19 protein-coding genes are annotated in these 19,622 nt (G+C 65.1%); 7 read left to right on the top strand and 12 right to left on the bottom strand.

What is annotated here, in order from left to right; all coding sequences use genetic code 11:
• Window positions 1-3 precede the first annotated feature (3 nt).
• The 5 genes from hisF (at window position 4) to IVA81_RS18395 (ending at window position 4,635) form a co-directional block, all read left to right on the top strand.
• A complete protein-coding gene (gene hisF / locus IVA81_RS18415; RefSeq protein ID WP_247320591.1) occupies window positions 4-777 on the top strand; it encodes an imidazole glycerol phosphate synthase subunit HisF in 774 nt (257 codons plus the stop codon).
• 102 nt (window positions 778-879) lie between these two features.
• On the top strand, window positions 880-1,206 hold the full coding sequence (locus IVA81_RS18410) for a phosphoribosyl-ATP diphosphatase (protein WP_247320589.1): 327 nt from the start codon (window positions 880-882) through the stop codon (window positions 1,204-1,206).
• Window positions 1,207-1,226: 20 nt separating this feature from the next.
• Complete coding sequence (gene coaA / locus IVA81_RS18405; protein WP_247320587.1) at window positions 1,227-2,183, top strand: type I pantothenate kinase; 957 nt, start codon at window positions 1,227-1,229, stop codon at window positions 2,181-2,183.
• Between the two features lie 51 nt (window positions 2,184-2,234).
• On the top strand, window positions 2,235-2,528 hold the full coding sequence (locus IVA81_RS18400; RefSeq protein ID WP_247320585.1) for a hypothetical protein: 294 nt from the start codon (window positions 2,235-2,237) through the stop codon (window positions 2,526-2,528).
• 136 nt (window positions 2,529-2,664) lie between these two features.
• Window positions 2,665-4,635 carry a PAS domain-containing sensor histidine kinase gene (locus IVA81_RS18395; RefSeq protein ID WP_247320576.1) on the top strand — a complete coding sequence of 657 codons (1,971 nt, stop codon included), beginning with the start codon at window positions 2,665-2,667 and terminating at the stop codon, window positions 4,633-4,635.
• Between the two features lie 3 nt (window positions 4,636-4,638).
• On the opposite strand, the gene IVA81_RS18390 is transcribed toward IVA81_RS18395, so the two are convergent.
• The 5 genes from IVA81_RS18390 to IVA81_RS18370 all read right to left on the bottom strand — a co-directional run bounded on the left by IVA81_RS18390 (window position 4,639) and on the right by IVA81_RS18370 (window position 11,086).
• Window positions 4,639-5,655, bottom strand: a complete 1,017-nt coding sequence (locus tag IVA81_RS18390; RefSeq protein WP_346659398.1) for an AI-2E family transporter — start codon at window positions 5,653-5,655, stop codon at window positions 4,639-4,641.
• A gap of 152 nt (window positions 5,656-5,807) precedes the next feature.
• The gene (locus tag IVA81_RS18385) at window positions 5,808-6,437 is read right to left on the bottom strand and encodes a histidine phosphatase family protein (RefSeq protein ID WP_247320574.1); all 630 of its coding nucleotides are present in this window, start codon (window positions 6,435-6,437) and stop codon (window positions 5,808-5,810) included.
• A 108-nt stretch (window positions 6,438-6,545) separates the two neighbouring features.
• Window positions 6,546-8,771, bottom strand: coding sequence for an ATP-binding protein (locus tag IVA81_RS18380; protein ID WP_247320836.1), 2,226 nt, complete (start codon window positions 8,769-8,771; stop codon window positions 6,546-6,548).
• Between the two features lie 204 nt (window positions 8,772-8,975).
• Window positions 8,976-9,449: a hypothetical protein gene (locus IVA81_RS18375; protein WP_247320572.1), complete on the bottom strand. Its 474-nt coding sequence runs from the start codon at window positions 9,447-9,449 to the stop codon at window positions 8,976-8,978.
• A 98-nt stretch (window positions 9,450-9,547) separates the two neighbouring features.
• Window positions 9,548-11,086, bottom strand: coding sequence for a YifB family Mg chelatase-like AAA ATPase (locus tag IVA81_RS18370; protein WP_247320570.1), 1,539 nt, complete (start codon window positions 11,084-11,086; stop codon window positions 9,548-9,550).
• A gap of 227 nt (window positions 11,087-11,313) precedes the next feature.
• Here IVA81_RS18370 and IVA81_RS18365 point away from each other — a divergent pair, with 227 nt between their 5' ends.
• Window positions 11,314-11,559: a PilZ domain-containing protein gene (locus IVA81_RS18365; RefSeq protein WP_091965316.1), complete on the top strand. Its 246-nt coding sequence runs from the start codon at window positions 11,314-11,316 to the stop codon at window positions 11,557-11,559.
• An 80-nt stretch (window positions 11,560-11,639) separates the two neighbouring features.
• Complete coding sequence (locus IVA81_RS18360) at window positions 11,640-12,413, top strand: tetratricopeptide repeat protein (protein ID WP_247320568.1); 774 nt, start codon at window positions 11,640-11,642, stop codon at window positions 12,411-12,413.
• An 18-nt stretch (window positions 12,414-12,431) separates the two neighbouring features.
• Here IVA81_RS18360 and IVA81_RS18355 read toward each other — a convergent pair whose 3' ends face one another.
• From IVA81_RS18355 to rsmI, 7 genes are all read right to left on the bottom strand, one after another.
• A complete protein-coding gene (locus IVA81_RS18355) occupies window positions 12,432-13,721 on the bottom strand; it encodes an AAA family ATPase (protein WP_247320566.1) in 1,290 nt (429 codons plus the stop codon).
• Window positions 13,718-14,452, bottom strand: a complete 735-nt coding sequence (locus IVA81_RS18350; RefSeq protein WP_247320564.1) for a CpaD family pilus assembly protein — start codon at window positions 14,450-14,452, stop codon at window positions 13,718-13,720. The genes IVA81_RS18355 and IVA81_RS18350 overlap by 4 nt, the downstream gene beginning before the upstream one ends.
• Before the next feature lie 51 nt (window positions 14,453-14,503).
• Entirely contained in the window at window positions 14,504-16,021 is a 1,518-nt protein-coding gene (locus tag IVA81_RS18345; protein ID WP_247320563.1) for a type II and III secretion system protein family protein, read from the bottom strand.
• A 13-nt stretch (window positions 16,022-16,034) separates the two neighbouring features.
• Entirely contained in the window at window positions 16,035-16,841 is an 807-nt protein-coding gene (gene cpaB / locus IVA81_RS18340; protein ID WP_247320560.1) for a Flp pilus assembly protein CpaB, read from the bottom strand.
• 355 nt (window positions 16,842-17,196) lie between these two features.
• A complete protein-coding gene (gene gshB / locus IVA81_RS18335) occupies window positions 17,197-18,141 on the bottom strand; it encodes a glutathione synthase (RefSeq protein WP_247320557.1) in 945 nt (314 codons plus the stop codon).
• A gap of 10 nt (window positions 18,142-18,151) precedes the next feature.
• Window positions 18,152-18,553: a YraN family protein gene (locus IVA81_RS18330; protein ID WP_247320556.1), complete on the bottom strand. Its 402-nt coding sequence runs from the start codon at window positions 18,551-18,553 to the stop codon at window positions 18,152-18,154.
• The gene (rsmI, locus tag IVA81_RS18325; RefSeq protein WP_247320554.1) at window positions 18,540-19,490 is read right to left on the bottom strand and encodes a 16S rRNA (cytidine(1402)-2'-O)-methyltransferase; all 951 of its coding nucleotides are present in this window, start codon (window positions 19,488-19,490) and stop codon (window positions 18,540-18,542) included. The genes IVA81_RS18330 and rsmI overlap by 14 nt, the downstream gene beginning before the upstream one ends.
• Window positions 19,491-19,622: the final 132 nt, after the last annotated feature.

The raw sequence follows: 19,622 nt of genomic DNA, 5'->3' as shown, positions 1-19,622 counted from the left end.
TACATGTTCAAGGTGCGCGTGATCCCCTGCCTCGACGTCAAGGACGGCCGAGTCGTCAAGGGCGTCAACTTCGTCGATCTGCGCGATGCCGGCGACCCCGTCGAAGCCGCGATCGCCTATGACGCGGCCGGCGCCGACGAGCTCACTTTCCTCGACATCACCGCGACCCACGAGAATCGCGGCATCATGCTGGATGTCGTCCGCCGCACCGCGGAGGCCTGCTTCATGCCTGTCACCGTCGGTGGCGGAGTGCGCGAGGTCAACGACATCAAGACGCTGCTGCGCGCCGGCGCCGACAAGGTCTCGATCAACAGCGCGGCGGTGTCGCGGCGCGAGTTCGTCAAGGAAGCAGCCGAGAAATTCGGCGAGCAGTGCGTTGTGGTTGCGATCGATGCCAAACGGGTGAAGCGCCCTGGCGGCGACCGCTGGGAAATCTTCACCCATGGCGGCCGCAATTCGACCGGTATCGACGCCATCGAATACGCCCAGGAAGTCGTCGCGCTCGGCGCCGGTGAGATCCTGCTGACCTCGATGGATCGCGATGGCACGAGGCAGGGATTCGACATCCCGTTGACCCGGGCGATCGCCGACAGCGTTTCCGTTCCGGTGATCGCCTCGGGCGGCGTCGGCAATCTCGACCATCTCGTCGACGGTATCCGCGACGGGCACGCGACGGCGGTGCTGGCCGCCTCGATCTTCCATTTCGGGGAATTCACCATCCGTGAAGCCAAGGAGCACATGGCCCGGCGCGGACTAGCCATGCGCCTCGATGCCTGACGACTCCCGTTCGCAAAAGTGCTACATGAGGCGGCGGGGAATGGCTTCCGTGGCCAGGTCTGCTGCCGAGTCTGTTGCCAAGCGTGTTTCCGAGTAATTCCGATGCCGCGTTTCACGATCCACGATCTGGCCGAGACCATCGACGCCCGCGCGGCGGCTGGCGGCGAAGCGTCCTATACCCGCAAGCTCCTCGACAAGGGCGCCGAGCATTGCGCCAAGAAGTTCGGTGAGGAAGCAGTCGAAACCGTAATCGCAGCAGTCGAAAACGATCGCGCGCATCTGATCGCTGAAAGCGCCGACCTGCTCTACCATTTCCTTGTGTTGCTCAAGGCACGCGGCGTAAAGCTGGAAGAGGTCGAGGCGACGCTCGAAAAGCGAACGACGATGTCGGGCCTGGAAGAGAAGGCGTCGCGCAAGGGCGGCAACTAGCCGAGTGGAGAGGTCGCGTCATGGATATCCGCGCACCCGAGCAGCAGTATAATCCGTACCGCGTCTATACGCGCGAAGCGTGGTCGCGGCTGCGCGACGATACGCCGATGACGCTGGAGCCGGGCGAGTTCGACCGGCTGCGTTCGCTGCACGACCGCTTGGACTTGCAGGAGGTCGAGGACATCTACTTGCCGCTGTCGCGCTTGTTGTCGATCTATGTCGACGCGATGCAGCGCCTGTATTACGCCGAGCGCCAATTTCTCGACATCCGCGACCGCAAGGTGCCCTATATCATCGGAGTCGCCGGCTCGGTCGCGGTCGGGAAATCCACCACGGCCCGCGTGCTTCAGGCGCTGCTGGCGCGCTGGTCGCCCCGGCCGAAGGTCGAACTGATCACGACCGACGGATTTCTCTATCCCAACGCGGTGCTCGAGCGGCAGGGCATCATGCAGAAGAAGGGCTTTCCGGAGAGCTACGACCTGCCGCTGCTGCTCAGCTTCCTGTCCGACATCAAATCCGGCCGCCGCCACGTGCGCGCCCCGGTCTATTCGCATCTGACCTACGACATCGTGCCGAGCCAGTGGGCCGAGGTCGATCAGCCCGACATCCTGATCGTCGAAGGCGTCAACGTGCTGCAGACCGGCAAGCTGCCGCGCGATGGCAAGGCGGTGCCCGTCGTCTCCGACTTCTTCGACTTCTCGGTCTATATCGACGCCGACGAAGCGGCGCTGCGGCAATGGTACATCAAGCGCTTCCTGGCGCTGCGTGACACCGCGTTCACCAACCCGAAATCCTATTTCAACCGCTACGCGCTGCTGTCGGACGAGGAAGCCACCGCCACGGCGATCGCGATCTGGGAGCGCACCAACCTCGCCAATCTCGAGGACAACATTTTGCCGACCCGCCCCCGCGCGACGCTGATCCTGAAGAAGGGCGCCGACCACACGGTGGAGAGCGTGGCGCTGCGAAGGCTGTAGCCGCGGCGGTCGGTGGACGGCGTTCCTAAATTTCAGACTGAGTGTCTTTTGTTGCAGACCGACAAAGGGTATTCCGTTATGGAATTCGAAAACGCTGGTGGCCCCATGGTTGATCGTCTCAGAAGCGCCGCCGAGCATCTCGAAGCACCGACCTGCCCGGATTGCCATATCGAGATGAGGTGGTACCGATCCGAACTGCTCGCGGACGAGCCGGTCCCGATCATCGCGCATCTCTTCGTCTGCCCGCATTGCAAACGCGCGGCCCAGGCAGACACCATATTCAAGGGCGCCCAAGTACCGCCTGACAAACTCTCTGCGCCGCGCTTTCTCGCTTATGCCCCATGAGCGGGCGGTCGCTCCTGCAAAGCCATTATCCTTCGCTGATCTAGGCGATGGTATAATCGTAGGTTGGCCGGGAACAATCTCTGCTGGAGGACCGTTGAGCTAGTCAGGCCATCCCACGAGTACCTTCAGGACAAAAATGAGCCAAACGCCACTCGACGAGATCGGGGACGGCCGCCGCCTTGAATTGCTCGTCAACGCGATCGTCGATTACGCCATCTTCATGCTCGACATCGACGGCACCGTGAGAAGCTGGAACGCGGGGGCCGAGCGTCTCAAGAGATATTCCGCCAGCGAGATCGTCGGCAAACCGTTTTCAGTGTTCTACACGCCCGAGGACCGCGCCGCGGGTTTACCCGGGAAGGCGCTGGCGACGGCGCGTGAGACCGGACGGTTCAATTCCGAAGGATGGCGCGTCCGCAAGGATGGCAGCCGGTTCTGGGCGCTGGTCGTGCTCGATGCCATCAAGGACGAGCAGGGTCGGTTGATCGGCTTCGCCAAGGTGACGCGTGACATCACCGAACGTCAGCAGGCCCATCTCGACCTGTTGGAGAGCGAGCGACGCTACCGCCGATTGATCGAGGCCGTCATTGACTATGCCATCTTCCAGCTCGACCCCGAGGGTAACGTGGCGAGCTGGAATCCCGGCGCCGAGCGCATCAAGGGCTACGCACCGAATGAGATCATCGGGCGCCATTTCAGCCAGTTCTATACGCCCGAAGATCTCGAAATCGGAGTCCCGAAACGCGCGTTGGCGGAAGCTGCCGAGCACGGCCGCTTCGAGGCTGAAGGCTGGCGCATGCGCAAGGATGGATCGCGCTTCTGGGCGTCGGTCATCATCGATCGGATCGTCGATGAGGAAGGCCACATCATCGGCTTTGCAAAAGTCACCCGCGATCTCACCGAGCGCAAGCGTGCCCAGGACGAGCTCAAGCAGGTCCAGGAGCAGCTGCTGGCGTCTCAGAAGCTCGAAGCCGTCGGGCAGCTCAGTGGCGGCATCGCGCACGACTTCAACAATCTGCTCATGATCGTGCTTGGGAATATCGAAACCGCCGAGCGCAATGCCCGCCAATTGGCCGGCAGCGGCAATCTGCAGCGCTCTCTAGCGCATGCCAAGCGTGGCGCCCAGAGAGCTGCGGCGCTCACCAGCCGTCTCCTTGCCTTTTCCCGCCGGCAGGCGCTCGATCCGAAACCGATCAACGTCAACAACTTCCTCAATGGCGTACAGGAATTTCTCCAGCGCACACTGGGCGAGCGTATTGAGGTCGAGGCGGTCGGGAGCGCCGGTCTCTGGCAAATCGAGGCCGATGCCAATCATCTCGAATCGGCCATCATCAATCTCGCGATCAACGCCCGCGACGCCATGCCGGAAGGCGGCAAGCTCACGGTCGAGGCCGTGAACGTCGCGGCCGACGATGACTACAGCCGGCTCAATCCCGAGCTGTCTCCCGGCCAGTACGTCGCCATCTGCGTGACCGACACCGGAAGCGGAATGGCCGCGGACGTCGTCGATCACGCCTTCGAGCCCTTCTTCACGACCAAGGAGCCGGGCCACGGGACCGGGCTCGGGCTCAGTCAGGTCTACGGTTTCGTCAAGCAGTCGGGCGGGCATGTGAAGATCTACAGCGAGATCGGCCACGGCACGAGCATCAAGATGTATTTCCCGCGCTACCACGGCGCGGTCCAGACGGCCGTGAGCGAGCCGGACGATGTCTTGCCTGAAGGAGAAAAGGTCGAGACCATTCTCATTGTCGAAGATGACGCCGACCTCAGGGCCTACGTGTCCGATGTGCTGCGTGATCTGAACTACCGCGTCGTTTCTGCCCCGAGTGCCCAGGGAGCGCTGACGATCCTGTTGCAGGAGGAGCCCAAGGTGAACCTGCTGCTCACCGATGTCGTCATGCCCGGAATCAATGGGCGTGAACTCGGGAGACGGGCGCAGCAGATCCGGCCGGGATTGAAGGTCCTCTACATGACCGGCTATTCCAGGAATGCCGTGGTCCATCAGGGACGGCTCGATGAAGGCGTTGACCTGCTCGAAAAGCCGATTTCCCAGGCAAAGCTGGCGCTGCGCGTGCGCGAGGTGCTGGACCGGCCGCGCAAGGAATGAAGGTTATTCCCGGATGTCCCGCCGCGCCTTCGAGGCCACGAAGATGCGCCACGCCGTCAGGAACATTGCGGCGACGAGTGGACCGATGACGAAGCCGTTCGCTCCTAAAACCGCAAGGCCGCCCAGGGTGGCAAGCAGCACGACATAACTCGGCATTTGGATCGACTGGCCGACCAGGATCGGGCGGAGAAAGTTGTCGGCAAGACCGATCACGAAGGTCCCGAAAGCGAGCAGGATGATGCCCTTCGTGATCGAGCCGGCCACGAGCAAGTAGATGGCGACCGGAACCCAGACCAGGGCGGAGCCGAGCACGGGCAGAAGCGAAAGCAGCGCCATGACGGCGCCCGCGAGCAATGGTGCAGTCAGGCCGAGCAGCCAGAAGATCACCCCGCCAAGCGCTCCCTGGATCAGGGCAACCAATATGATCCCTTTGATCGTCCCGCGAACCGCCAGGGTGAAGGCATCCAGGATCTCGGCGGTCTGGCTCGGCCGCAGCGGCAGCGCATCGCGGATGCGTATGTTCAGCTCGTCACCATCGCGCAGGAAAAAGAACAGCAGATACAGCATCACGAGCAAGCTTGCGACGAACTCCAGTGTCAACTGACCGAAGTTGATCGCATGGCCGGCCAGCTGCTGGCCGGCCGGGACAACCAGGCTCGACAGGCGCTCCTTCAGGGCCGAGAAATCGATGCCGGCCAGGCGATCCGAGAGGGAAGCGGCCCAGTCGGGCAGCGCGGATTTCAGCTGCTGCAGGGGATGAGCCAGATTGATCTCCCCCGTCTGAACGCGCTGATACAGCTCGCCGCCCTGGTCGACGAGCGAAGCGATGATGACCCCGACGGGGATCAGGACCATGACGACCACGACGACAACGGTGGAAAGTGCGGCAACGTTGCGCCATTTCGGGAACATTTCTACGCAACGTCGATAGAGCGGCGCGAAAATGATCGCCAGCAGCGTGGCCCACAACAATGCACCAGAGAATGGCCAAAGCAGCCAGCCAAACGCGACGGAGATCACGCCAAGCCAGACGAGGAATGAGCGGTCTTCCGATGTTCTCACGTGTCGCCGATCCTCCAGTCGCACCTCTCGGGACGTTGGTATCACAGGACTGTGGCGGAGCGGCAAGTCACGCCCCGCCTGCGTCCCGACGGCGGGCCGAATTGGATCGGTCACTTGCCGGTGTTCGCAGCCCAATCGGCAATCTTGATGCGTCCCGCAAAGGTGGCGGGACCGGAGCCGCCGGCCTTGTAGACAAAGGCTTCGCCTTCCTGCACGTCGCCGGCCTCCTTGCCGAAGGCATCGGCGATGTTGGTCTTGTGGGTCACCAGGAACGTGTTGGTGCCTGCTTTCGGCGGCGCGTCGACGAGCTGACGGACGGCTTGGCCGGCCTTTGCATTGGCGCCGGTCGGGTTTGCCATTCCCGATGCGCTGGCGTTGCTGCTGTCCGTCAACGCGTCAACCGGCTTGACCTCGCGGCCGGAGACCAGCTTGCCGGCCTCGATCGCGCGGTTCAGCCGGCTGGTGTAGACGTCGCCGATCGGGATCGTGAGTTCCTTGACGGCCGCCCCGATGTGGCGCGCCATGTCCCTGCCCTTTTCGCTGAGCTGACGCTGCGCGCTCATGTCGTCGAACTTGAAGGGGTAAACGTCCTTTTGGCTGTCGTCGGTGGCGGTGTGCCGAAAGATCAGGACAAAGCCGCCTTGCTTAAGCGAGGCGATGAGCTCCGGCGTATCGGCTGCGGCGTGGCGGGGCATTCCAGCGAGAAAAACAATGAGTGCGAGGCGGCAAAGCACGTTCATGCGCAAAGTCCTTCGTTGCAAAAACGCCCCCCAGCTATGGTGACGCGCAACGCGGTCGATTTCAATTATCGATTGCCCGCCGCGATGAAGGTTCCCGCGAATTCCGGATCAGACGGCCAGCCGCCGTGACGCCGCCAGGCCAGCCAGCGCCTCTTCAAGCTTCTCCCGGTCGAGCGGCTTGATCAGAAATCCGTTCATGCCTGCCTCGAAGCAGGCATAGCGATCCTCCACCAGCGTATTGGCGGTGAGCGCGAGGATCGGTGTGTGGTGGCTGCCGGTGGCGGCCTCATGCGCGCGGATACGCTTCGTCGCTTCGATGCCGTCGAGCTGTGGCATCTGAATATCCATCAGCACGAGATCATAAGGCGTGCCGGCCGATGACGCGGCGAGCCAGGATTCCAGCGCGGCCTCGCCATGGACGGCGATGACGACGCGATGGCCGAGTTTCGTCAGCAACGAGCGCATCAACAGCGCGTTGATCTCGTTGTCCTCGGCGACGAGGATCGACAGGCCCTTTGTGGGTTTCGCACCGGCGGCTTCAGCCGGTGGTTCCGGCGCAATATCAGGTGAAGCGACCTCCGGCGTCAGCGCGAAGCGCGCGGCGAGCGAGGCTGCCCGCACCGGCTTCACCAGAAAGCCGGTGAAGGCCGGCGACAGCTTTTCATGGCGCGAGCCCGACGTCAGCAACACGAGGCGCTGTGGCGCATGCACTCGGGCGATTTCGCCCAGGCGGTCGGCTATGGCAGGGCCGATCGCACGATCGATCAGCACGGCGTGCCATGAGCGTTCGGGCAGCAGCGCTTCGGCGACCGCCGCATCCGCCACCATGCAGGTCTGGCCGCCCCAACGCTCCAGGCGCCGCGCGATCAGCGAGGCCTCGATGCCGTCGGCGACCAGGAGCATCGACTTGCCGGCGAGGTCGGGACTGGGAAAGGCCGTCTGTCCCGCGCTGGCTTGCGACCGCGGAAGCGGCACCGCGATCTCGAACGTAGAGCCTTTGCCCGGCTCGCTCGTGAGCGTGATCCGGCCGCCCATGCGCCTTGCGATGCGCTCGCTGATGGAAAGGCCAAGCCCGGTGCCGCCATAGGTGCGGGCGATGCGCTCGTCGGCCTGCTCGAACTCGCGGAAGATGCGTTGCTGTGCTTCCGGTGCGATGCCGATGCCGGTGTCGCGGACCAGGAAGCTGATCTCGTTCGGCCAGATGCCGGGTTCGACGATTAGCGCGACGCCGCCGTTGCTTGTGAACTTGATGGCGTTGCCGGCGAGATTGAGCAGTACCTGGCGCAGCCGCGCGGCGTCGCCGACGACTTCAAGCGGCAGGCGCTCGTCGACATAGGCCGCGATTTCGAGCTGCTTTGCCTGCGCGCGCGGCGCGAGAAGCTCGGTGATCTCCTCGACCAGGGTCGAGAGCGCGAACGGGCGTTGCTCGAGATCGAGCTTGCCCGCCTCGATCTTGGAATAGTCGAGCAGCTCCTCGATCAGCGCCATCAGGGCTTCGCCTGACGTCTTCACCGCTCTGGCGTAGGTGGTCTGCTCCGGCGTCAGATTGGTGTCGAGCAACAGGCCGCCCATGCCGATGATGCCGTTCAGCGGCGTGCGGATCTCGTGCGAGGCCATCGCCAGAAAGCGCGATTTGGCGCGGTTGGCGGCATCGGCCTGGTCGCGCGCGTCGGACAGCGCGCGTTCGGTCTCGGTGCGATCGGTGACGTCGCGTCCCACGCTCTGCAATTCGGCGGGTTGCCCGGCGTCGAGGCGGACGTAGCCCTCGCGCCAAGCGATCCAGCGCGCGCCGAGCGGGGTTGCGATCTTCTGGTCGTGGATGCGCGTGCCGTTGCTCTCGCGCGCGCTGTCGCCCTGCTCCAGCACGTCGAAGTCGAAACGCGTGCCGACCAGCGCGCTGCGCGCCTGTCCGGCGAGTGCGCAATAGGCCTCGTTGGCAAAGGTGATGCGGCCGCTTGTGTCGCGCAGCACGATGAGATCGCCCTGCTGTTCGAACAGGCTGCGGGCGCGTTCTTCCGCTTCCTTCAGCTCCCAATTGCGGTCGATCAGCGTCTCGTTGTGGGCGGCGAGCGTCCGCAGCCGCTTGTTGACGAAACGCAGGCGCATGCTCAGCGTCGCAAGGCCGAGGCAGGCCAGCGCGAACAGGAAGCTGGCGCCGATCGCGAAGGCGTGGGGATCGTAACCGGAATTCTCGGACCGGCTGCCGGTCACGAAACCATAGGCGCCGCCGAAGGTCGCCGAGAAGATCATGAAGGAGCGGATCGCAAAGGCAATTCGGGGGTGCTGTCGCCTGAAGCGGCGCATGCGCACCTTGATCCGGAACGTCCGACCCATCGTCACCGACCCCGACTCTTTTCGAAATCCTGCCACCCGCCGGCTGTGACGATGTCGCGCCGACCTTGCGAACAGCTTGAGGCTTTGGCGCCGCCTCCAAACAGGACTAACGAGGTGTTAACGCCTCAGAGCATGATCCGGACCCGAAGGGCCGCGTTAGCGCAAAGTGTTCGGCGGTTTTCCGAAAGATCATGCTCAAATGATTTACAGCGAAGCGGCCTGGAGCGGGAGCGGGCGATGGCCGCCATGGGCGCCGACGATCAGCGCCGCCGCCTCGCGCTGCGAGAACGACTTCGAGCGCACATAGATGCGGTAATCGGCCGGCCCTTCGGTGGAGAGGTAGACCACCGGTCCGCCATCGACCGGCTGCGCCGCGATCGAGATCAGTCGTGTCGACGGATTGGCCTGGCAGGAGTCCGGTTCGGAACCGAGGCCGTCATCCACCACGGCGAAGTCCGCAGCGTCAGCATCATCGGTGATCTGAACCCGCACAGTGGCGCGCTCCGGATCCTCGGTGAAGGCGACGTGCACGCCGGCGGTCCAGAACAGCGAGGTCAGCTCGACCGAGGTGTCGCCGAGCGCGATGCAGGGATGTGAGACCGATCCGATCTCGCCGCGGGCGAATGCAACAGCCGCCAGGAGGGGAACAACCGAGGCCAGGATCTTGAAACGCAACATGACACTCTACTCGCACAGGCCGCTCGGGAACTCATCGGTCCCTATGGTTTGCAGAGCGTAAAGGAAACTCGTTACCGCCGAGTTGATGCGCGGAGTGATCAAGCCAGCTGCCGCACATCCTCCGCGAGTGCGCGATAGGACAGCGCCTCGGCCAGATGCAGCCGGCCGATCTTGTCGGAATGATCGAGATCGGCCAGCGTGCGCGCCACCCGCAGCACGCGGTGATAGCCGCGCGCCGACAGCCGCATGGTCTCGGCGGCGTCGCGCAGCAATTTCTGGCCTTGCGCGTCCGGCTTGGCGATCTCCTCCAGCACGGAGGCGGGGGCCTCGGCATTGGTGCGGACATTGGGCAGACCGGCATCTGCATAACGCACGAGCTGGATGTCGCGCGCCGCCGCCACGCGCGCGGCGACCTCGGCCGATCCCTCCGCCGGCGGCGGCAGGATCAGATCGGCCGCGGTCACGGCCGGCACCTCGATGCGCAGATCGATGCGGTCCATCAGCGGGCCAGAGATGCGCGCCTGATAATCGCCGGTGCAGCGATCGATGCGGCCACGCTTGCAGGCATAGCCGGGCTCGAACGCGTTGCCGCAGCGGCACGGATTCATCGCTGCGACCAGCATGAAGCGGGCAGGGTAGGTGACGCGGTGATTGGCGCGCGACACGGCGACCTCGCCGTTCTCCAGCGGCTGCCGCAGCGAATCCAGCACGCGCGGATCGAATTCGGGCAGCTCGTCGAGGAACAGCACGCCCTGATGCGCCAGCGAGATCTCGCCGGGCTTGGCGCGCATGCCGCCGCCGGTGAGCGCGGCCATGCTCGCGGAATGATGCGGCGAGCGGAACGGCCGCCGCGCCGTCAGCGCGCCGCCTTCGATCTCGCCGGCGACGGACGCGATCATCGAGACCTCGAGCAGCTCGCCCGGCGAGAGCGGCGGCAGGATCGAGGGCAGCCGCGCCGCCAGCATCGATTTGCCGGCGCCGGGCGCGCCGATCATGAGCAAATGATGCCCGCCGGCAGCCGCGATCTCCAGCGCCCGCTTGGCGCTTTCCTGACCCTTGATGTCGCGCAGGTCGAGCGTGGAGGCGGCGGCCTCATGCACCTTCGGCGAGGGCCGCGACAGCACCTGCGTGCCTTTGAAATGGTTGGCGATCTGGATCAGCGAGCTTGCCGCGATGATCTGGATGTCCGGGCTCGCCCAGGCCGCTTCGGAGCCGCAGGACGCCGGGCAGATCAGCCCTTCCTCGCGCATATTGGCGCCGATGGCGGCGGGAAGCACGCCGGCCACGGGCGCGATCGAGCCGTCGAGGCCAAGCTCGCCGAGCACGGTGAAGCCGGTCAGCGCATCCGGCGGGATCGCGCCGATCGCCGCCATCAGGCCGAGCGCGATCGGCAGGTCGTAATGGCTGCCCTCCTTGGGCAGGTCGGCCGGCGCCAGATTGACGATGATCCGGCGCGCCGGCAGCGCCAGGCCGGAGGCGATCAGCGCCGAGCGGACCCGCTCGCGCGCCTCCGACACCGCCTTGTCCGGAAGGCCAACGATGGCGAAGGCCGGCAGGCCGGGCGCGACCTGGACCTGCACGTCGACCGCGCGGGCCTCGATCCCCTCAAAGGCGACGGTAGAAACCCGCTGAACCATGCTCAAACCAGCCTGCCCCTCTCGCACAATTAGGGGTAGCAGAGCCCGGCCTTCTCCGCAAGAACAATACGGGAACGATCCTGGAGGGCGGGCAAACCTTAATCAGGCGTAAACGCCAAGCCGACACTACGCTTCGAATGCCAGCTTCTGTCCTCAACACATTCCAACGAATGTCCGCTACTCCTAGGGCTGCGGGATGGGCCGTGGTCAACGGGTGAACAATCCAAATGCTTGCAAATCGCCGGAGAAGCGAACGTCGGATGTGCAGCCGGCTCGCCAAGATCCATTTTGGCGCGGGCTCGCTGCCGCGGGACTGCACGATCACGGATATCTCGGATGGTGGCGTGAAAGTGGTGGCGGAATTTTTGGAAGTGCCGCCGCAATTCACCATCATCTTCGCGCCCGACTATTCCCGTCAATGCCGCCTGCGCTGGCGCATCGGCTGCGAGTTCGGCGCCGAATTCACCGACTAGGGTCTTTGGGGGGCGCGTCCTTAACGGGACTTTAGCGTTAATCGGTAAGCATCTCTGATCAGTTGCCGAGTGATCAGAGTATGTCCAAGCGTTCGTCCCTCGCCTTTCCTGCGGCGAGATTGCTGCTTCCCGCACTCCTGGTGCTCACTCTCGGCGGTTGCCAGACCGCTGGCATCGAGGACGTGACCGGCGCGCTCGGCGTCAGATCGGAAACCGCTGTCAAGGCCGACGCAACGCCGGACATGGACGCTTTGCGCGAGCGTTATCGCGCCAAGCCTGGTGATCCCGACATTGCGCTCGCCTACGGCAAGGCGCTGCGCGAGAGCGGCCAGCGCGCGCAGGCGGTTGCGGTGATGGAGCAGGCCGTGCTCGGTCATTCCAGCAACAAGGCGCTGCTCGCCGGCTATGGCCGAGCGCTCGCCGACAATGGCAATTTCCAGCAGGCCTTCGACGTCCTCGGCCGCGCGCATTCGCCTGAGGATCCCGATTGGCGCATCCTGTCGGCGCAGGGCGCGGCGCTCGATCAGCTCGGCCGCAACGAGGAAGCACAGCAATATTACGCCGCGGCGTTGAAGATCGTGCCGAACGAGCCGACCGTGCTGTCCAATCTCGGCCTGTCCTATATGCTGCAAAGCAATCTGCCGAAGGCCGAACAGGTGCTCGGCCGCGCTTATCAGCGCAATCAGAACGACGCGCGGGTCCGCGCCAATCTGGCGCTCGTGCTGGGATTGCAAGGCCGCGAGGCCGAGGCCGAAATCCTCGTGAAGGCAGATCTGCCGCCCGATCAGGCCGCGGCAAAGGTCACGGCGCTGCGGCAGCTGCTGGCGAAGAAGCAGCAACGGGCGGACAAATAGTCCATCCTGCCCGAGCGGCTACGACGCCTTGCGATGCGGGGCTGATCCGCGCCCGGGCCTGCCCTTCAGCTTCTTCAGCAGCGGCGCGAGCAACGAGCGCTTCGGCTTCTTCACCTCGCCGCGGCCGGCGAGGCGGTTCGCCATGTTCTGAAACAGCTCGGTGGTGCGGTGATTCTTGGAGACTTCCGCGATCATCTGGCCGTTATTGGCCGCGGTTGAAAACAGCTTCGAATCGAACGGGATCACCGCGATCGGCTGGCTTTCCATGGTCTTGGCGAACGCCTTGACCTCGATCTCCGCCCGCTTGTGCATACCGACCTGGTTGAGGCAGTACAGCGGCGGCCGGTCGTTCGGTCGCGCTGCTTTCAACACGCTTAGCATGTTCTTGGTGTTGCGCAGATTGGCGAGATCGGGCTCGGCGACGATCACGATGTCGTCGGCATTCACCAGCGCGCGCCGCGTCCACCCGGACCATTGGTGCGGGACGTCGAGCACGATGCAGGGCGTGGTCATGCGCAGCGTGTCGAATATGGCGTCGAAGGCTTCGGCGCCGAAATCGTAGACGCGGTCGAGCGTGGCAGGCGCCGCGAGAAGGCTGAGGCGCTCGGTGCATTTGGAGAGCAGGCGCTCCATCAGCGCCGTGTCCGGCCGGTCCTGCGACAGCACCGCGTTGGCGATGCCCTGCACCGGGTCCTGGTTGTAGTCGAGGCCCGCGGTGCCGAAGGCGAGGTCGAGGTCGATCACGACGGAATCGAGCGCGAGGTCACGGGCGATGGTCCAGGCCACGTTGTGCGCGACGGTGGAGGCGCCGACGCCGCCCTTGGCGCCGACCACCGCGATGACGCGGCCGGTGATGATGGCCTCGGAGGCTGAGAACAGGCTGCAGATCGAGCGGACGACGTCGAGGGTTTCGACCGGTCCGACCACGTAATCGTTGACGCCGCGGCGCACCAGCTCGCGATAGGGCGCAGTGTCGTTGGGATTGCCGATCACGACCACGCGCGTGCCGGGGTCGCAGACGCCGGCGAGGTCGTCGAGCCCCTCGAGGATGTCGCGCGTGCCGTCGGATTCGATCACGATCACGTTCGGCGTCGGCATCGTTTCATAGACTTCGATCGCCGCGGCAAGGCCGCCATCCTTGGCGGTGAGATGCGCCTTGGCGAGCCGGCGGTCCTGCCCCGCCGCGGTCACGGCGGCGAGCGTCTTCTCGGTCTCGCAAAAGGCCTGCACCGAGATGCGAGGAACCGGCGCAATGTGTTCCTCGGGGTGCTGCGGATCGTCCGCGTCTTCGTCGTGGAGGCGTGTCATTTGCCGGTATCGCTGAGTTTGGCCTTGTCGGAATCGGGTGAGGGGGTCGCGATCGGCGTGCCCTTGCGGTAACGTTCGAAAGCGATGTCGCGTCGCGCGGTATAAGCGGGTGTCTCGGCGCGCGGCTGCTCGAGATCGGCAGGGTTGTCGATCATCGCCGCGAGATTGCGCTGGCTGGCGCAGCCCAGGTTGAAATAGGGCCGGTTCTCGTTGTAGCCGGGATCGAGGATGTTGGGTCCGACGTCTTCCGGCCACAGCCCGCAGGGGCCAGCGACCGCGGCGATCCTGGAATAGCTCAGGCGGATGGTGGGCAGCAGCCCGGGATCTTCAGGGCGATAGGGATGCTGAACGATGGCCCGCGACGGCACGCCGCCGGATGCGAGCACGGATCGGATCTCCCGATAGGTCGCGGCCGCGGCGCGCGAATTCGCGCTGTCGACGGGAACATCGACGACGACGGAGCCGGTGCCTTCGCGCACCCAGTCCCGGGCGATGCCCGCGACGTCCGAATGCTGCGCGGCCGAGAGGCCGCCCCTCGCCTTGCCGACGAAGATCACGATCGACTTCTTGCCTTCCTGGACCGCGATCGGGTGACGCTGACGATAGTCGGTCGGCACCGTCTGGGTGACGATCTCGCCGGTGGTGTTGCAGGCGCCCAGCATGACGGAGAGGCCCGTCAGTGCCAGCGCGACCCGCAGGTTGCGACGTCGATCGGCTGATGTTGTCGTCATCGCCTGGTCCCCTCTTGCCCCGTTTTCTTGCCGGTCCCCAAACCGTCCGTCTCAGTCGATGATGAAGCCGAAATCACCCGGCGTGCCGGCGATCGGATCGACACGGCGCGCGACGCCGTAGAGACGGTTCATGCGGCCGAGCAGCGCCGACTGCGCGTCCGAGGCCGGCGCGAAGCCGTCGTCGGGCCGTGCCAGTTCTTTCTGGGCGACCGCGCGCACCACATAGGGCGTCACGATCACCATCAGCTCGGTCTCGTTGTTGACGAAGTCCTGGCTGCGGAACAGCGCGCCGATGATCGGCACCTGGTCGACGCCGGGCAGGCCGTTGATCGCCTGCTTGGTCTTCTGCTGGATCAGGCCGGCCATCGCCATCGAGCCGCCTGAGGGAATTTCCAGCGTGGTCTCCGCGCGGCGGGTCTGAATCGAGGGGATGGTGATCGAGTTGCTCGAGTTCGAGGACACCGCCTGCGTCAGCGTGATCGCGTTCGTATTCGACAGCTCCGAGACTTCGGTCATCACGCGCAGGCTGATGCGGCCTTCGGCGAGCACGACCGGGGTGAAGTTAAGGGAGATGCCGAACTTCTTGTAGGTGACCTGGGTGGTGCAGACGTGGGTGACGGGATCGCAGGAATAGCCTGCGGGAATCGGGAATTCGCCGCCGGCGATGAAGGTGGCGGATTCGCCCGAGATCGCGGTCAGGCTCGGCTCGGCGAGCGTGCGCATGACGCCGGCGCTCTCCATCGCGCGCATGGTGGCGCTGACGGTGGCGAAGCCCTTGGCGAGGCCGGCGACGCCGAGCCCGTTGCTGCCGACGATTGGCCCGCCCGAGACCGAGAACGGATTGGAATTGTTGAAATTCACCACCGCCGTGCCGGCATTCAGGCTGGCGCTGAGATCGACGCCGAGCTGCTTGACGATGTCGCGGCGCACTTCGCCGACGACGACCTTGAGCATCACCTGATCGCGGCCGCGCACGACGATGTTGTTGACGACCTTGTCCGAGCCGCCGACGAGCTTGGCGGCGACGTCCCCGGCCTGCTGTGCCTCGACCGGGCTCGACACCGATCCGGTCAGCATCACGCTGTCGCCGACGCCTTCGATCTGCACGCCGGGCAGGGACTGGCGCAGGGCCGCGCGCATGCCGTTGAGATCGCGCTTCACCGCGATGTCATAGGCGGCGACCTGCTGGCCGTCGGCGGTGAAGAACACGACGTTGGTCTGGCCGACCTGGCCGCCGATGATATAGGCGCGCTGGGCCGAGCGAATGACTGCATTGGCGATCTTGGGATCGGCCACCAGCACGTCCTTGACCTCGCGGGGCAGGTCGATGACGACGGATTTGCCCACGCCAAGCGAGAGAAAACGCGATCGCGCCGGCGCGATCGACGCGACCGGCGACAGGTCGAGATCCGGCGCCTGCATCGGCGCCTGGTCACCGACCGGCGCATCCGCGGCGCTGACGCAGTCGGGGGCTGCGAGCAGCCCCAGCATCAGCATCATCACCGGCAAGAACGAGCACGCGCGCTTCCCCCGAATGCGCAGGCCCGTCCGATCATCCCCGTCCTTCATGCTATCCCCATCATCACTTCTGTGACGTCAATTGCCGCGCCTGCACCCCGTAGCGGATCACGTTGACGCCGTCGGAACGCTTGGCCGTCTGTTCTTCGACCGGACTCTCCACGGCCTTGGCATCGACGATGCTCCGCAGCGCGAGCTGGAGCGCGCCGCCCTGGCGCGCGGCCGACAGCGTGGCGACTTGATCCGGCTTGAGCTCGAGCGTGACGGTCTTGCCGATCACGGCGTTCTGGCCGTCCTTTTCCTTCGGGGCCTGGTCGATCGCGAGCACGCGGATGTTGCTCAGGATGACCTCGGACAGGATGAGGTCGTTGCCGCCGTTCGCGCCATCGGGATTCTTCAGGCGACGGGTCAGGACGATGTCGACGTGGTCGTTCGGCAGAATGAAGCCGCCGGCGCCGGTCTCGGCTGAAATCTCGGTGGAGACGGCGCGCATGCCCGACGGCAGGATCGCGGCCATGAATCCGGAGCCTTCGGCCTTGACCAGCTTCTGCTCGCGGATCGGCTCGCCCTGCATCAGGGGGACGCGCGCGATCGAGCCGGCGATCTGCGTTTGGGCTTCGGGCCTGTTGTCACGGCGGATGAAGGCGCTGCTCGCAGTCGCTGCCGGCCAGGTCTGCCACTGCAGATCCTCAGGCTTGAGGGCCTGACCGAGCTGGATGTCGTTCTTGGCGATGAGGACTTCGACCGTCGGCAGCTTCTCGGAGACGGGCACAGCGGGTGCGGGCGCATTCTGATAGCCGCTCGCCAGATACGCAGCGACGCCGCCGGCGGCCAGCGCGATGACGAGAACGACAATGCGTGCGGTGTTCATACGCTTTACTCATACGCGGGGCACTCGAACCGCACCTGGCGTGTTCCCCCGTGTCGATGAGTAGGGAGTAAAAGTATAAGGGGTGTTGCGAGGCCGAACGCGATGACCAGCCACGATGCCGGTTCTCGGCAGATGGTGAACGCGGCGTTATTCGGTCGGCCAGCGGCTCCGTAGTTTCACGCAGTGCGTGGCGCGCGTGTGGACGCTCCGCGTCATGGTGAACGGGTGGTTAGTGCGCGCCAAGTCGCCGCGCGCATCGTCCGTAGCCCGGATGGAGCGAAGCGCAATCGGGGGCCGCGTAACACGTTGTGAGACCCCGGATTTCGCTGCGCTCCATCCGGGCTACAAGCTGAGGCTATTTCGCCCGCTTCTGCTCGATCACGTCCCAGATCTTCGCCGCAACGTCGGGGCCGCCGAGCTTTGCAATGGCGCGGATGCCGGTGGGCGAGGTGACGTTGATCTCGGTGAGGTTGCCGTTGATGACGTCGATGCCGACGAACAACAGGCCGCGCTCACGCAGTGCCGGGCCGACGGTGGCGCAAATCTCGCGCTCGCGCGGGGTTAGCTCGGTTTCCTGCGCGGCGCCGCCGCGCACCATGTTGGAGCGGAGGTCGTCGGCGGCCGGCACGCGGTTGACCGCGCCGGCGAACTCGCCGTTGACGAGGATGATGCGCTTGTCGCCATGCTTCACCTCGGGGATGAACTGCTGGATCACCCAGGGCTCCCTGAAGGTGACCGAGAACATGTCGAACAGTGAGCCGAAGTTCATGTCCTGCGGCATCACGCGGAACACCGCCGCGCCGCCATGGCCGTGCAACGGCTTCATCACCACGGCGCCGTGCTTGTCGCGGAAGGCGTTGATCTCGTCGAGGTCGCGCGAGATCAGGGTCGGCGGCATCAGCTGCGGAAAATTCATCACGAACAGCTTTTCCGGCGCGTTGCGCACCGAGGCCGGGTCGTTGACCACCAGCGTCTTCGGATGGATGCGCTCCAGAAAGTGCGTCGAGGTGATGTAGGCAAGGTCGAACGGCGGGTCCTGGCGCAGCAGCACCACGTCAAAGCCGTTGAGCGCTTCGCGCCTGGGCTCACCCAGCGTGAAGTGATTGCCCGGCTCGTCGCGCACGGTCAGGAGCTGAACCGGGGCGACGATCTCCTTCCCGACCATCGAGAGCTTGTCGGGCGTGTAATAGGACAGGCCATGTCCGCGCTTCTGCGCCTCCAGAAGCAGCGCAAAGGTGGAATCGCCCTTGATGTTGATGCGGGCGATGGGGTCCATCTGGACGGCGACGTTCAGTTTCATGGTCTGCCTTTCAGGTCGAGGCGTCGAATGCCGCCAACACATGGCGCGGAAGTGAGCGCGGTGCAATCAGCATGGCGTCGAATCGCAATTCGAATTCGGCATGCTCGGGATGCGCTACGAGCCAGCCTTGCGCGGCGTCGATGATGCGCTGCTGCTGGCGCGGCGTCACGGCGAAAGCGGCGTCGTCCAGCGTCGCCCGCGCCTTGACCTCGACGAACGCGATCAGATTGCGGCGGCGCGCCACGATGTCGATCTCGCCATGCGCCGTGCGATAGCGCTTGGCGAGGATGCGGTACCCCTTCGCCATGAGATAGGCGGCGGCACGGCTCTCGGCCGAGATGCCGGTGTGGAATGCGGCAACGCGCTCGGGCGAGGCGATCTTTGGTTCCCTCGGGATCTCAGTCTTCGCCATCGCCGCCCCGCGAATCTTTTGCGAGCTCGAGTGCGCGGGCATAGATCTCGCGGCGCGGCCGTCCCGAGAGCGCGACCGCATGCGCAACGGCATCCTTGACGCTGTGCCTAACAAGCTGCTCGCGCAAGAGACCGTCCAGCGCATCCGACGTCAGCACCTCGGCGTCGGCCGCCGGCGGAGCGATCACCAGCACGAATTCGCCGCGCGTTTCCAGCGCATCGGCATCGCGCGCGAGCTCGGCTAGCGTCGCGCGCGAAATTTCCTCATGCAGCTTCGTCAGTTCGCGGCAGATCGCGGCCTCGCGCGTGCCCATGATCTCGGCGAGTTCAGTGAGCGTATCCTGCACACGGTTGCCGGATTCGAACATCACCAGCGTCGCATCGATGCGGGCGAGTTCGACAAGGCGCGCGCGGCGCGCGGCGGATTTGGCCGGCAAAAAACCCTCGAAGAAGAAGCGGTCGGTCGGCAGCGCGGCGACCGACAAAGCGGCGAGCACCGAGGACGGGCCCGGCAGCGCATACACCGCATGGCCGGCGGCGCAGACCTCGCGCACCAGCTTGAAGCCGGGATCGGAGATCAGCGGCGTGCCGGCGTCGGATACCAGCGCGATCGAGCCGCCCTGCCCCAGCGCCTCCAGGATTTTTGGGCGGGCGGCTTCCGCGTTGTGTTCGTGATATTGCTTGAGCTGCGCCGCGATGGCGTAGCGCTCGGTCAGACGCCGGGTGATGCGGGTGTCCTCGCAGGCGATGACATCGACGCCGGCGAGGGTCTGGAGCGCACGCAGCGTGATGTCGCCGAGATTGCCGATCGGGGTTGCGACCAGATGGAGGCCGGGTGCCGCCTTCGGCGCGGGAAGCCGGTGGGCATCGATGGAGAAACCGCGCGAGGCGGCGTCTTGAGCTTCAGGCGTATTTATCGGGGTCGGCTTTGCGCGCATAATGAAGCCAACTTAGGCACGATCCGCAGGGCTGGGAACCGGCTCGCCGAAAAAGATCGTGCCGAGGTGAGGGGTGAGGAACGGACGGGAATGTGATCAATCAGGATCACGTCGAGAGGGAGTGAGGGCCCT

Origin of the sequence: Bradyrhizobium sp. 141 (assembly GCF_023074055.1) — a bacterium.
Classification (GTDB): Bacteria; Pseudomonadota; Alphaproteobacteria; order Rhizobiales; family Xanthobacteraceae; genus Bradyrhizobium.
The sequence above is the reverse complement of the archived record's forward strand: the minus strand, read 5'-3'. Positions and strand labels throughout refer to the sequence as shown.